Origin of the sequence: Pseudoalteromonas sp. GABNS16E (assembly GCF_028598715.1) — a bacterium.
Lineage (GTDB): Bacteria > Pseudomonadota > Gammaproteobacteria > Enterobacterales > Alteromonadaceae > Pseudoalteromonas > Pseudoalteromonas atlantica.
In genome coordinates, this window is record NZ_JAQREZ010000006.1 from 35,803 (window position 1) to 49,089 (window position 13,287).

Sequence of the window (13,287 nt, forward strand, 5' to 3'; positions counted from 1 at the left end):
TTAGTAAAATGATTAGGCAGTATTGTTTTATAAATATAAGCTTAGAATTAACAGCATATTAGGCGCTGTGTTACTTTTGATTGCGGATTTTGAAACACCTCTTCGGTACGCCCATATTCTACTACCTCACCTTTTTCAAGCACTACTAGCTGATCGCTGATATGGCGCACTAAACTTAAATGGTGCGTAATGAGTACATAAGTTAAACCGGTTTCTTTTTGCAGCTTAAGTAATAAGTTAACTGTTTGCGCACGAACGGAGGGATCTAAAGCCGACAGTGCTTCATCAAGCACCACCACTTTAGGGTCTAAAATGAGCGCCCGCGCCAACGCTACACGCTGCAATTGGCCTACACTAAACATGTGAGGGTAATAATGTTGATGATCGATTAGCAGCCCCACTTTAGAAAGCGTGGCATCTATTTTTTCTTGGCGAGCCAGTTGGTCTGAATCGGTATTATACTGCAAGCAATCATCTAGCATATCACCTATGGTGAGACCCGGATTGAGCGAGGCAGCGGAGTCTTGGAATATCATGCGGATATGTCGACATTGATCATCGCGCACGCCGTCATCTTCAATAATATTACTTTCTAATAAAATTTGCCCACTGTCGGCGCTATCTGCCCCTGCGAGTAATTTAGCGAGTGTACTTTTACCCGCACCGGTTTCACCGATTACTGCGATTGTTTCGCCTTTGCCCACACAAAAAGAGATATTTTTTAGTACCTCAAATTTTTTGCGGCTAAATAAACCGGCACGTATGTTAAAGGTTTTACAAAGCGCTTGTACTTTTAATACCGGTTGCATTACTTCATCTCCTTAATAAGCGGAAAATGACACGCATAGCTGTGCCCATGGTGCTTAGTAAGTGCAGGGGTAATTACACATTCTTTTTGTGCTTGAGGGCAGCGTGGGCCTAATCGGCAACCTATAGGTAAATGTTGCAAAGTAGGGATAGTGCCTTTAAGTGCATAAAAGGGTTCTTTGTGTGCCAAGCCTTGCTCATAATTGGGTAAGCTTTTTAATAACGCTTGCGTGTAAGGGTGGCGAGGCTGGCGAAAAATACGTTGCGTTGGGCCGGCTTCAACCATTTGCCCACAATATAAAACATGAATACCGTGCGACCAGTCGGCTATTTCTTCAAGCTCATGAGAAATCATCAAAATAGACATGTTTTTTAATTGATTTAAGCTTTTTAGCAACCTAAATACCTGTGCACGGGTGGTGCTTTCAAGCGCTGTAGTCGGCTCATCAGCAATTAGTAGCTTAGGAGTGCGCGCTATGGCCATGGCAATCATCACCTTTTGGCACACGCCTTCTGAGAGCTCGTGCGGGTAACTATCAAGCACAGCGTCGTGGTTTTTAATACCCACTTTATGGATAAGTGCTTTTACGCGGTCTTTACGTTCTCTATTGCGCTTTAAAAAAAAGCCTTTAGTGGATGTTTCAGGCAGTGTTTCGGCTATTTGGTCAAATATTTTAGCGGTCGGGTCAAGGCAGCGGCTAGGGTCTTGGTAAATCATCGCAATGTCTTGGCTGACTGTTTTTCTGCGTTGCTCTGGGGTTAAGCGCATTAAATCAACACCGCGCCAATGCATTCTATCGGCTGTTATATGCCAGCGTTCGTTAAGTACTCCAACAATGGCTTTGGCTATTAAGCTTTTACCAGAGCCCGACTCACCCACCAAGCCATGTACTTCACCTTCTTTTAGGCTAAAGCTGACTCTGTCTACAGCGCGAATTACCGTTTCTGAGGTACGCAGCTCTATGGTTAAATTTCTAACGTCGAGTAATTGCATTTAATCAGCCTTACGTGCTTTAAGCACTTTTCGTAGGCCATCACCTACTAAATTGGTAGACAAAACCGCTAAAAATAATAATACACCCGGTAGCGCAACGGTCCAAGGTGCTAAATATATAAGGCCTAAATTCTCAGCCAGTATGGCGCCCCATTCGGTAGTAGGGGGCTGTGCACCTAGTTTTAAAAAGCCTAAGGCGGCAATATCTAAAATAGCAGTAGAAAGCGCGGTGGTAAAAATAACCACAATGTGCTCATAAATATTAGGAAAAATACCCCGCGACAAAATATGCCAGTTAGAGGCACCATCAAGCCTAAAAGCAGTAATGTAGTCTTTGCTTAGCTCATCAACAATTAAATTACGAATAGAGTGAATAAATTGCGGTAATAACGCCAATATAATAGCCCACACTGTATTCATTAAGCCCGGCCCAAGCACTGCGATAATAATAATCGCCAATAGCAAAGACGGAATAGAGAGCGTGATATCAAGCAAGTGATTTAAAAAGCTTGAACGAAGGCCGCGGCTAATGCCGGCAAAGGTGCCTACGAGCACACCAATAATGGTGGTAATAAATGCAGCCACCACCGATAAGCCAAACGTGTAGGTTGCGCCATTCATCAAGCGCGATAGTACATCGCGTCCTAAATCATCGGTGCCTAAAATAAAGCGCACATCGCCCATTTCTCGCCATGATGGCGGTATAAGTAAAGCATCGCTATGTTGCTGGTTAACTCCATACGGCGCTAAAAAGGGCGCACTGGCGGCCAATAACGCAAACGCCATAAAAATCCATAACCCCACCAAGGCGGGGTGATTGTTTTTAAATTTGCGCCAAAAACGCGCTAGCGGCGATTTATTCGACTCTTCAGAAAATAATTTAAACTTTACCATGTGCCTGATTCCGCGAAATTGGGTCGAACAGAGTATATGTAAGCTCGGCAACAATAGTGGCAATAATAACAAACATAGACACCGCCATTAAACCGCCTTGAATAGCAGGGTAGTCTCGTTGGTAAATACTATCGATTAGCCAACGGCCAATACCCGGCCAAGAAAAAATAACTTCGGTTATCATGGCAAGCGTAATAAGCGTACTAAATTGCAGCCCTATTTGTTTTATTACCGGCAATAGCGCATTGCGCAGCGCATGATGCATGATTAATTGGCGGCGATTAAGGCCTTTTGCCCTGGCTGTTTTTATAAAGCTTTGATCCATTACTTTAAGCATAGAGTCGCGGGTAAAGCGCACTAAAACAGTGGTAGGAAACATGGCCAGTACTATGGTCGGCAATGTTAAGTGATGCAGTGCATCTATAAATGCTTCACCTTTGTACGGGAAGCCTGCGAGCATAATATCGATTAATATAAACCCGGTATTAGGCGGTATTTCAAATAGTAACCCCATTCTACCCGACATAGGAAACCAGCCCAGCTTGAGCGAAAAAATCATAATAAGTAACAGCGCTAACCAAAAAACCGGAATAGAGTAACCAATCATGGTGGTAGAGCTAATTAATTTATCTGGCCAACGGCGTGTGTATGCTGAAGCCAAAATGCCCGCTGGTACACCTACCACAACCGATACAATAAGCGCATAAACACACAGTTCTAAAGTTGCTGGAATTAAATCTAAAATGTGCTGAAAAACGTTATCTCCCGAGGCAAACGACACGCCCCAATCACCTTGAAATATACGCCCTAAAAACGCTAAATACTGCATAACGTAGTTGCTGTCATACATGTATTTATCTTCAAGCTCACTGTGCTGAGAAAAATTACCGCTAGGAATGCCACTTAGGTTGCTAAGCGGATCCCCTGGGAACAAGTAGCTAAGCGAAAAGGTAAATATGCTTAGCATTAAAATCATAAACAAAAATAAGCCAAGGCGGCGTAATATATAGTCAAGTATCATTATTTTTTCCTCGCATTTGCGAGTGAAATCGCCCCAAATGGGCCAAGGGTTATCCCTTCTACATCGGCACTATTTGCTTGAAAACGCATACCATGAGCAATAGGCACTAACGGGAGCTGATCAACAATGAGCGCTTGAACCTGATCGTAATACTGCTTGCGTAAGCTTAAATCGGTGGTGTCGAGCGCTTGGGTAAGCAATAAGTCAAACTGTGGGTTACACCAATTGGCTGGGTTTTTACCGCTAAAAGTGGCGGTGCAGCTTAGCAATGGGCTAAAAAAGTTATCTGGATCGGGGGTATCGGCAGCCCAGCCGAGTAATACGCTATCGTGGCGGTGCTCACCTATACGCTGAATAAAAGTATTCCACTCGTATTCAACAATACTTACATTAACACCTATTTTGCGTAAATCGCTTTGCATCAGCTCAGCCATTTTGCGGGCATTAGGATTGTATATTCGACTCACCGGCATTGCCCAAATGGTCATATCAAAGCCATTAGGTAACCCCGCTTCTATGAGTAGTTTTTTAGCCAGCTCTGGGTCAAACATAGGCATGTTTTCTTGTGGTTCAAAGCCCCACGAAGTCGGCGGTAAAATAGATTGCGCGCGTATACCATTACCGTAATAAACGGCTTGCATTATTTTGTCTATATCAATTGCATGCGCAAGGGCTCTGCGCACTCTAATGTCATCAAAAGGGGCTCGCTCAGTATTAAAGGCCCAATAACCAATATTTAAATTGGTTTCTTTTTCAACGTTTATATCGTCTCGTTGCGCTAAAATACTCAGTTGTGCGCTACTTGGGTGCGCGGTTACATCGCACTCTTTAGTGAGCATTTTTGCTATGCGCGTAGTGCCGTTTGTCGTAATGTCGTAAACCAGCTGTTCAAGGGCAACATCGTGCTTCCAATAAAGAGGGTTGCGGTAAAAGCGCACTAAGTGATCGCGTCGGTACTCTTTATAAATGTAGGGGCCTGTGCCAATAGGGTACTGATCAAATAAATTAGTTTGATCTCGCGCTTTTAATTGCATTGCGTATTCTTGCGACAGCACCACGGCAAAGTCGGTGGCCATGTTCGTTAAAAAACTGCTTTCTGGGTGAAATAGCTCAAAGCGCACTTGATAGTCAGACACGCGTACAATTTTACGAATAAGTTGATCGAGCCCCACACTTTGAAAATACGGGTAGTTTGCATCGCCTACAAAATGGTACGGGTTGTACACGTCAAATAATCGGCTAAAGGTAAAAATAACATCATCAGCGTTAAAATCGCGAGTAGGGGTAAAGTACGAGGTAGAATGAAATTTTACGCCTCTACGTAGCGTAAAGGTAACCGACTTTCCATCGTTGCTAATTTTCCAATCGGTTGCCAGCTCACTTTTAAAATCTGCAGTAACGGGGTCAATACTAATTAAACGGTCAAATAACTGATTAGCAATAATATCAATAGTTGAGCCAGTGGTTGTTACTTGCGGATTAAACGACACAGGGTTCGCTTCGGCGCAATAAACGAGGCCTTGGTTTTTCTCTTCTATAATTTCTTCTTTACTATCAAAGCAGCCTGTTAAGGTGCTGGCTAGTAAAACAAGTAGTATTTTATGCACTCGCATAACCTCTAACTATTTATCTTCTAATAAATTGTATTTTTTAAGATAACCACGTAATTGATGATACGTTAAACCGAGTACTTCTGCAGTTTTCTTTTGATTAAATTGGCTATGCTCAAGGGCTTTATTAATCATATTTATTTCAAATTCGTTAGAGCGCTCTTTTAAGCTACACGGAAATTCAATTGGGGCGCTAAGCTCGTTACTAAGCTCGCTAACAGGTGTGGCTAGTGTTGTAGGCTCAGCTGGGGCAACCGGTGTTGCAATAGGAGCTTTAATGCGTGCTTTGGGTCTAAAACGGCTTTCAAATGGGTCTAAAATAATCTGGTGAACGGGAATATGTTCATTACCATGACGATACAAGCTTCGCTCAACTACATTTTTAAGCTCGCGTATATTACCCGGCCAATCGTAATTTAGCAGGGTTTCGGTGGCGCTGCGGGTAAAGCCACTAAATAACTCCCACTCTAAATCGCGTGCCATATTCATGGCAAATTGCTCAGCAAGTAGCATAATATCGTCTTGACGTTCGCGCAGTGGTGGCAGGGTAATTACATCAAAGGCTAAGCGGTCAAGTAAGTCACTTCTAAATTCGCCCTGTTCAGCAAGGTGGGGTAAATCTTCGTTGGTGGCACACACTAAACGAGTATCTACCTTTACGGTGTGTTTACCACCGACTCGCTCAAATTCACCGTATTCTATAACGCGCAGAAGCTTTTCTTGTACCATAGCTGATGTATTAGCCAATTCATCTAAAAATAAGGTACCGCTGTTAGCGCGCTCAAAGCGACCTTCGTGACGTTTACTTGCCCCGGTAAAAGCCCCACTTTCATGACCAAATAATTCACTTTCAAGGAGGTTTTCGTTAAGGGCTGCACAGTTAAGCTTTACGTAGTTTTGATCCCAGCGCTTTGATAAAAAGTGTAAACGGGCAGCTATAAGTTCTTTACCGGTTCCTCGCTCGCCAATAATAAGCACTGGCTTATCTAAATTAGCTAACTGCGATACCTGATCAAGTACAGCTAAAAAGCTATCAGATTGGCCGAGTAAATTATCCTGTTGGCGATATTGGCTCATTTTTCCTAACTCTTGGTCATTTTTGCTAACAGTTAGTGTATTTCATAATCAGGGATAACTAAAGGAATTTGTATATTTAGTTTAACTTAATGAAAATAAAGTGTATTTTAGAATTTAAAAAGTTGGCAAGCATATTGATACTAGTTACAGCAGACCAACTAAGTTTATATTACAGAGGTAAATGTTATGGGAATTTTTTCGCGTTTTGCAGACATTGTTAATTCTAATATCAATGCCATTTTAGATAAAGCAGAAGACCCAGAAAAAATGGTTCGTCTTATTATCCAAGAGATGGAAGACACATTGGTAGAGGTGCGCTCTACGTCAGCTAAAACACTGGCTGAGAAAAAAGAATTAGTACGTCGTGTAGACACACTAAAAGCACAAGTAAGTGATTGGCAAGACAAAGCAGAGCTTGCATTAAGTAAAGACCGCGACGATTTAGCGCGTTCAGCGTTACTTGAAAAGCAAAAGTCGGCAGAAGCAGTCGCAGCAGTAGAGTCTGAGCTTGAGCATGTAGAGTCTCATATTGAGAAACTTCAGCAAGAAGTCACTACTCTACAAGAAAAGCTAGCCGATGCTAAAGCACGTCAAAAGGCAATTATTTTACGTCAACGTTCGGCTGAGTCGCGCCTTGAAGTGAAAAAAGCCCTTGATAGCTCTAAAGTAGAAGATGCACTTAATCGCTTTGAGCGCTACGAAACTAAAATTGATGGACTAGAATCTCAAATAGAGTCTTACGATTTAGGTAAAAAGTCGCTTGCAGATGAAATTGCCGACCTACAAAAAAATGAAAAGATAGATGATGAGCTTGCCGAACTTAAAAAGAAGCTAGCTGATAAATAACTTATAAAGGGGTACTTAAAGTGCCCCACTGCTTAAAACATCGATTACGGATTGTCAGGAGAGGATTATGTTTGATCCAGAGATACTAATTGCACCATTTATCTTGTTCATGATTTTTGTTGCGCCACTGTGGTTAATTTTGCACTACCGTAGCAAAAAGCAAGTGAGCCAAGGGTTAAGTGAGCATGAACATCGCCAGTTATTGGAACTTGCCCATAAGGCCGAAAAAATGGCTGATAGAGTAGAAACCCTTGAAGCATTACTCGATCAAGAGTCACCACAATGGAGACGCAAAGTATGAGTGCCAAACGCGAATTATTAAGAGACCCACGGCGCGGTAAAATCGCCGGTGTATGTGCGGGATTAAGTGACTACTTTAATATGGAGTTATGGTTAGTTCGCATTATTTTTGTTAGTGCGGTACTGCTAACGGGTGGCCCATTATTTGTGGTAGCGTATATTGCAGCGTGGTTTATTTTAGATAAAAAAGACCCCACAACTATACATACTAGTAGCTCAACTAAAACTGACGATCCGCTAGAAGTTAAATTTAAAGTATGGCAAAAAGGCGAGCCACCGCGCCGCGCATTGCAAGACTTAAAAGAGCGTTTAACGCGAATAGACACGCGTCTTCAAGATATGGAGCGCCATGTTACTTCAAGCGAGTTTACGGTTAGCCGTGAAATCAACAAACTTTAAAGGATTTAATAGCACTTTTTTCGGTGATTAACAGCATCAATGAAGTGCTAGCCCATTATGAGTAGCACTTCATTTGCCAAAAAAACCTTTAAAAGTATTAAAGGTTCAGCCCAAAAAGCCCTTCATCGCAGTTTAGATCAACACGTAAAATTGGCCGTAACCGGTCTAAGTGGCAGTGGTAAAACCGCGTTTATTACCGCACTTGTTAAGCACCTTACAACACAAAGCGATGATAAAAACTTACCGTTTTTTGATGTAATGCGAGAGCACCGCCATATAGCCACCAAAGTGGTGCCGCAAGAGGCGTTAAAAGTTCCTACGTTTGACTATACGCGGGCGCTTAATGCCTTGCTCCCAAGCGATGGGGAGCCTACATGGCCTGCATCAACCGAGCGCATTAATACCCTGCGTTTAGCGATTAAATACCAAAGCGCATCTGGGTTGCGTGGGCATTTTTCGCCGCAATCTACGCTGTATTTAGATATTATTGACTACCCTGGTGAGTGGCTACTTGATTTACCTATGCTTGAGCAAAGCTATAGTCAGTGGTGCGAGCAACAATACCCGCTGTTACTACAGCACCCACGTGTGAATACCTCTACAGAATTTTTAAACGCGCTTGAACAGCTTGATTTAAATGCCCCTGTAGATGAAGGCTTACTTGCACACATTGCAGCGCTTTATCAAAGTATGCTGGTGGGCCTTAAAAAAGATACTAAGCTTGCCATGTTACAACCTGGGCGCATGCTAATGCCTGGCGACTTACAAGGTGCGCCGCTTTTGTTGTTTTTTCCGGTAAATGCGCAGCATATAAAAAGTGATGAGGTAGTGCCAGGCTCTAACTTAGCGCATTTGATTAAGCGCTTTAACGCCTATGTAAAAGAGGTGGTTAAGCCATTTTATAATGAGCACTTTAAACACTTTGACCGCCAAATTGTGTTGGTAGACGTACTCAGCGCTTTAAATGAAGGCCACGAAACACTCCAAGAGCAAAGTAGTGTAATAAACCAATTACTCGCACATTTTAATTATGGCGAGTCGGGCTTTTTTAAGCGTTTATTTAAACCCAATATCGATAAAATACTGTTTGCTGCAAATAAGTCAGATCATATAAGTGCAAAGCACCATAAAGACCTAGCACTACTACTTGACTCGCTAGTGCATGAGCAAAGTAATCACTTAAAGTTTGATGGCGTACAAATAGAAACCATGGCAATGTCGTCAATTGCAGCAACGCAGCCGCGCCAAGTGGCCGATAAAGGCCAAACGCTTGATTGTATTTATGGTAAACCATTAAACGAGCAAGATTGGCTTACTTATTTACCCCCACAGCCACCAAAGCGCATGCTTAATAAAAATGAGTGGCCAGCGCAGGGTTTTGAGTTTTTATCGTTTGCGCCTATGCCAAACCCCGATAAGCAACTTAAGCATATTCGCCTTGATCATGTGATGCAGTACTTGTTAGGAGACAAATTATCATGAACGACACACAGCAAACTTTTCAAGCAGGTAGGCGAATTGATAGCCAAGCTGATGAGCAGGTTGATACGACGCTTGCTCCTGCAAAAATAATTACCCAGGGTCAAAGTGAATACATTGAAGAGCCTGAAGATGAACTACTTGATGAAGAAATAGACCTAGAGCCGGTATATAAAAAGTCTAAATGGCAAACGCTTAAAGGGGTGTTTGCTGTAAGCTTTTTAGTGTTAGTGCTACTTGAGTTTGCTTATTCGCTAGTGTTTGCGTTTCAGCAGTCGGTCATTTTAGGCGGCGTGTATTTAACGGCGGTGGTAAGCGGTGTGTTGCTAATTGGACGCATGCTATGGCGCGAATACAGAATGCTGCGCAGTTTAAAGCGTAATCAGTTACACCGCCAAGAAGCCGACAGACTCTTAAATAGCGAGCAAGTAGGTGGCGCATTACCCTGGCTTGAAAAACTAAACAAGCACCAGCAGCTCGACAACTTCGACGTGTTTAAAAACCAAGTGGCTACACACCATAGCGATAAAGAAATAATGACCCTTTACGCAAATAGCTTGCTTATAACGCAAGACACGCAAGCTAAAAAGCTTATAAACCGCTTTGCGACAGAGTCAGCGTTGCTTGTTGCCCTAAGCCCCCTTGCGCTGATGGACATGATGGCGGTACTTTGGCGCGGTACTAAATTAATAGAGCAAATTGGTAAAATTTATGGCATTGGTTTTGGTTACGCAAGCCGCATTAAGCTCTACCGTATGCTAATAAAACAAGTTATGTTTGTAGGCAGTGCTGAGCTTGTATCTGATTTAGCAGCCACAGCGCTCAGTGCTGAGCTTTTAGGTAAGCTCTCGGGACGTGCAGCGCAAGGTGTAAGCGCTGGTATTTTTACAGCACGTATTGGTTACAAAGCAATGGAGCTTAGCCGCCCATTACCACGGCTTGAAAACAAACGCAGCTTGTTAAAAGGCACAGTGCAAAGTATTGCCAGCAAAATCATGAGCCGTAAAAAGGCCGAGCCATCGACCTAAAGTAGCAGTGGCAATATTTGTGTACAAAACCGCGCTGAGCGGTTTTTGCACAAATAGCCATCTGTGCATCCGGCATGCTTGTGATTTAAACTGCGGTGCGTTTTATTTATGTAATTGACACACATAATAAAAACGAGAGCACACAATGAGCAAGCAGCATATTAATACCCAATGTATTCATGGCCCGCAAAAAGCAAACGATCCGCATGGCGCACTCACGTCGCCTTTGTATCAAACCTCTACCTTTCATTTTGAAAATGCAGCACAAGGTTCCGCGCGTTTTGCAGGCGATGAGCATGGTTATATTTATACCCGCCTGGGTAACCCAACCACCACCGAACTTGAGCAAAAAGTAGCACAGTTAGAGGGCTGCGAAGCTGCTGCTGCTACCGCCACAGGTATGGGGGCTGTATCGGCGTCGGTATTAAGCTTTTTATCGCAGGGCGATCATTTAATTGCATCAAGTGCATTATATGGATGTACTTTTGCGTTTTTTGCTCACATGTTACCGCGCTGGGGAATTGAAGTAACTTTTGTTGATATGACCAACGAGGGCGAGCTTCGCGCTGCTATAAAACCTAATTCAAAAATGATATTTGTAGAAACGCCAATCAACCCCACAATGGCAGTCATTGATTTAGCCTTAATTGGCGCGTTCGCTAAGCAACATAATTTAATTAGTGTGGTCGACAACACCTTTTTAACGCCACTGCTGCAATCACCTAAGCAGTACGGCATAGATATTATTGTACACAGTGCCACTAAGTACTTAAACGGCCATGGCGATGTAGTAGCGGGGCTTGTGTGTGGAACGCATGAGCACATTACCTTAATAAAAATGACGGTACTTAAAGATATTGGTGCCACCATAAGCCCGCACGACGCATGGCTTATTAATCGCGGATTAAAAACTTTAGCTATACGCATGGAGCGCCATTGCCAAAGCGCGCAATCGGTTGCCGAATATTTAGAGACGCACCCACAGGTTAATATTGTTTATTACCCTGGACTTAAATCGCACCCCGGCAACAAATATATAGGCAAGCAAATGAAAGCCGCAGGCGGCGTTATTGCATTTGAAATTAAAGGCAGCCTTGCTCAAGGAGCGCAGTTTATAGATAGCATGAAGCTTTGCACACTTGCTGTAAGTTTAGGTGATGCCGAAACGCTTATTCAGCACCCCGCATCAATGACGCATTCTCCTTACACACCCGAGGAGCGAGCAGCCGCAGGCATAAGTGATGGCTTAATAAGACTCTCTGTAGGGCTTGAAGATGTTAACGATATTATTGACGACTTAAACCAAGCTTTTACATTAATTTGTTAGGTGTATTTATTTCTGTACAGATAAATTTACCCTTAACGCCTTCATTTTATTGGTTGTATAATATTAATGCCGGTGGTGTAATTTTATATGTACACTTTAGGGGATCGTGCTAAATGTAGATATCCGCCTAACTATTAAACTTTTCTTCACTTTTGCATAGTATGGCAGCATTAGATATTCACTAATCTTGAGTATCACACTGACACACATTTAGGGCTTAACCCCAAGAAGGTTATTATGGCTAAAGCAAGTAAATACACCTCTAAAACACCCGATGAAAACGGTGTTATTCATTGGAGCGAAGAAGAAAACAAAATTTGGTCTGAGCTTGTTACGCGCCAACTTGCGTGCATAGAAGGCAAAGCTTGTGATGAGTACATGGATGGGCTTAAAAAAATAAACCTACCACACGATCGTATTCCGCAGTTAAGCGAACTTAACGAAGTGCTTCTTGCCACCACCGGTTGGCAAGTAGCGCCTGTACCTGCGCTTATCGATTTTGATGAATTTTTTAGGTTATTGGCAAACAAACAATTTCCGGTAGCGACGTTTATTCGTAGTCGAGAAGAGTTTGACTACCTGCAAGAGCCTGACATTTTCCATGAAATATTTGGCCACTGCGCTATGCTAACAAACCCTGACTTTGCCGAATTCACACACAAATACGGCAAGTTAGGGTATGCAGCGCAGAAAAAAGATCGTGTATACCTTGCACGTATGTATTGGTTTACGGTTGAGTTTGGTTTAATGCAAGCCGAAAACGGCCTGCGTATATATGGCGGTGGTATATTATCAAGCCCAGGTGAAACCCAGTACGTGTATTCAGATACTCCAGAGATAACGCCTATGAGCGTAATTGATGTGCTGCGTACGCCGTACCGCATTGATATTATGCAACCACAGTACTACACCATAAATTCGATTCATGATCTGTTTGATATATCGCAAATGGATATTATGACTTTGGTTGAGCAAGCTAAAGCGCTTGGTTTGCACGACCCAAAATTTCCACCTAAAGAAAAATTAGCCGGTTAACTTTAATTTAAAAAGAAACGCTAAAGTAAGGATTTAAAATGTCTTCATTAAGTGAACAAAAATGCGAAGCCTGTCACGTAGATGCGCCAAAGGTATCTGAGGAAGAGCTTGCCCAACTTATTACAAAAATTCCAGACTGGGTACCAGAGGTACGCGACGGCATTATGCAACTTGAGCGTGTTTATAAGTTTAAAAACTTTAAACAAGCTATGGCGTTTACCAATAAAGTAGGTGATATGGCAGAAGATGAAGGCCATCACCCTGGTTTATTAACCGAGTGGGGCAAAGTAACCGTAACGTGGTGGAGCCATTCAATTAAAGGCCTGCACAAAAACGATTTTATTTGCGCAGCTAAAACAGACGACGTATTTAACGCGCTGTAATTAAAAAATTAATTGAGCAGACTAAAAAGGCACTTTTCAGTGCCTTTTTTATTGCATCAAAATTGCGCTGTTAAATAAAGCGCTTAT

At 42.6% G+C, this 13,287-nt stretch carries 14 protein-coding genes; 8 read left to right on the forward strand and 6 right to left on the reverse strand.

Going from position 1 to position 13,287, the window contains the following annotated elements; all coding sequences use genetic code 11:
- Nucleotides 1-47 precede the first annotated feature (47 nt).
- Genes PSI06_RS04100 through pspF form a run of 6 tightly spaced genes read right to left on the reverse strand, consistent with a single transcriptional unit; the run spans nt 48 to nt 6,403 of the window.
- Nucleotides 48-809, reverse strand: a complete 762-nt coding sequence (locus tag PSI06_RS04100) for an ATP-binding cassette domain-containing protein (RefSeq protein ID WP_004586900.1) — start codon at nt 807-809, stop codon at nt 48-50.
- Nucleotides 809-1,801 (reverse strand): peptide ABC transporter ATP-binding protein, encoded by a 993-nt coding sequence (locus PSI06_RS04105; RefSeq protein ID WP_004586901.1) that lies wholly within the window; start codon nt 1,799-1,801, stop codon nt 809-811. The genes PSI06_RS04100 and PSI06_RS04105 overlap by 1 nt, the downstream gene beginning before the upstream one ends.
- Nucleotides 1,802-2,695: an ABC transporter permease subunit gene (locus PSI06_RS04110; protein WP_024033801.1), complete on the reverse strand. Its 894-nt coding sequence runs from the start codon at nt 2,693-2,695 to the stop codon at nt 1,802-1,804.
- Nucleotides 2,682-3,716, reverse strand: coding sequence for an ABC transporter permease (locus PSI06_RS04115; RefSeq protein WP_004586903.1), 1,035 nt, complete (start codon nt 3,714-3,716; stop codon nt 2,682-2,684). Before PSI06_RS04115 ends, PSI06_RS04110 begins: the two co-directional genes overlap by 14 nt.
- The gene (locus tag PSI06_RS04120) at nt 3,716-5,323 is read right to left on the reverse strand and encodes an ABC transporter substrate-binding protein (protein ID WP_273603190.1); all 1,608 of its coding nucleotides are present in this window, start codon (nt 5,321-5,323) and stop codon (nt 3,716-3,718) included. The genes PSI06_RS04115 and PSI06_RS04120 overlap by 1 nt, the downstream gene beginning before the upstream one ends.
- A 15-nt stretch (nt 5,324-5,338) precedes the next feature.
- A complete protein-coding gene (gene pspF, locus PSI06_RS04125; RefSeq protein WP_055253116.1) occupies nt 5,339-6,403 on the reverse strand; it encodes a phage shock protein operon transcriptional activator in 1,065 nt (354 codons plus the stop codon).
- Nucleotides 6,404-6,589: 186 nt separating this feature from the next.
- On the opposite strand from pspF, the gene pspA reads away from it, so the two are divergent.
- The 8 genes from pspA (at nt 6,590) to PSI06_RS04165 (ending at nt 13,200) form a co-directional block, all read left to right on the forward strand.
- A complete protein-coding gene (pspA, locus tag PSI06_RS04130) occupies nt 6,590-7,249 on the forward strand; it encodes a phage shock protein PspA (protein ID WP_004586906.1) in 660 nt (219 codons plus the stop codon).
- A gap of 67 nt (nt 7,250-7,316) precedes the next feature.
- Complete coding sequence (gene pspB, locus PSI06_RS04135) at nt 7,317-7,550, forward strand: envelope stress response membrane protein PspB (RefSeq protein ID WP_004586907.1); 234 nt, start codon at nt 7,317-7,319, stop codon at nt 7,548-7,550.
- On the forward strand, nt 7,547-7,948 hold the full coding sequence (pspC, locus tag PSI06_RS04140) for an envelope stress response membrane protein PspC (RefSeq protein ID WP_273603191.1): 402 nt from the start codon (nt 7,547-7,549) through the stop codon (nt 7,946-7,948). The genes pspB and pspC overlap by 4 nt, the downstream gene beginning before the upstream one ends.
- 57 nt (nt 7,949-8,005) lie before the next feature.
- Nucleotides 8,006-9,430: a YcjX family protein gene (locus PSI06_RS04145; RefSeq protein ID WP_273603192.1), complete on the forward strand. Its 1,425-nt coding sequence runs from the start codon at nt 8,006-8,008 to the stop codon at nt 9,428-9,430.
- Nucleotides 9,427-10,455, forward strand: coding sequence for a YcjF family protein (locus PSI06_RS04150; protein ID WP_273603193.1), 1,029 nt, complete (start codon nt 9,427-9,429; stop codon nt 10,453-10,455). The genes PSI06_RS04145 and PSI06_RS04150 overlap by 4 nt, the downstream gene beginning before the upstream one ends.
- A gap of 145 nt (nt 10,456-10,600) precedes the next feature.
- A complete protein-coding gene (gene megL, locus PSI06_RS04155; RefSeq protein ID WP_273603194.1) occupies nt 10,601-11,782 on the forward strand; it encodes a methionine gamma-lyase in 1,182 nt (393 codons plus the stop codon).
- 237 nt (nt 11,783-12,019) lie between these two features.
- Nucleotides 12,020-12,817, forward strand: a complete 798-nt coding sequence (gene phhA / locus PSI06_RS04160) for a phenylalanine 4-monooxygenase (RefSeq protein WP_004586912.1) — start codon at nt 12,020-12,022, stop codon at nt 12,815-12,817.
- A 38-nt stretch (nt 12,818-12,855) separates the two neighbouring features.
- Nucleotides 12,856-13,200: a 4a-hydroxytetrahydrobiopterin dehydratase gene (locus PSI06_RS04165; protein ID WP_004586913.1), complete on the forward strand. Its 345-nt coding sequence runs from the start codon at nt 12,856-12,858 to the stop codon at nt 13,198-13,200.
- Nucleotides 13,201-13,287 lie beyond the last annotated feature (87 nt).

Bases quoted from the DNA above. Each gene is read 5' to 3' on its own strand.
- pspA (WP_004586906.1), top strand. From the start codon at position 6,590: ATGGGAATTTTTTCGCGTTTTGCAGACATTGTTAATTCTAATATCAAT.
- megL (WP_273603194.1), top strand. From the start codon at position 10,601: ATGAGCAAGCAGCATATTAATACCCAATGTATTCATGGCCCGCAAAAA.
- PSI06_RS04150 (WP_273603193.1), top strand. From the start codon at position 9,427: ATGAACGACACACAGCAAACTTTTCAAGCAGGTAGGCGAATTGATAGC.
- PSI06_RS04110 (WP_024033801.1), bottom strand. From the start codon at position 2,695: ATGGTAAAGTTTAAATTATTTTCTGAAGAGTCGAATAAATCGCCGCTA.
- PSI06_RS04100 (WP_004586900.1), bottom strand. From the start codon at position 809: ATGCAACCGGTATTAAAAGTACAAGCGCTTTGTAAAACCTTTAACATA.
- PSI06_RS04165 (WP_004586913.1), top strand. From the start codon at position 12,856: ATGTCTTCATTAAGTGAACAAAAATGCGAAGCCTGTCACGTAGATGCG.
- PSI06_RS04145 (WP_273603192.1), top strand. From the start codon at position 8,006: ATGAGTAGCACTTCATTTGCCAAAAAAACCTTTAAAAGTATTAAAGGT.
- pspF (WP_055253116.1), bottom strand. From the start codon at position 6,403: ATGAGCCAATATCGCCAACAGGATAATTTACTCGGCCAATCTGATAGC.
- phhA (WP_004586912.1), top strand. From the start codon at position 12,020: ATGGCTAAAGCAAGTAAATACACCTCTAAAACACCCGATGAAAACGGT.
- PSI06_RS04105 (WP_004586901.1), bottom strand. From the start codon at position 1,801: ATGCAATTACTCGACGTTAGAAATTTAACCATAGAGCTGCGTACCTCA.
- pspB (WP_004586907.1), top strand. From the start codon at position 7,317: ATGTTTGATCCAGAGATACTAATTGCACCATTTATCTTGTTCATGATT.
- PSI06_RS04115 (WP_004586903.1), bottom strand. From the start codon at position 3,716: ATGATACTTGACTATATATTACGCCGCCTTGGCTTATTTTTGTTTATG.
- pspC (WP_273603191.1), top strand. From the start codon at position 7,547: ATGAGTGCCAAACGCGAATTATTAAGAGACCCACGGCGCGGTAAAATC.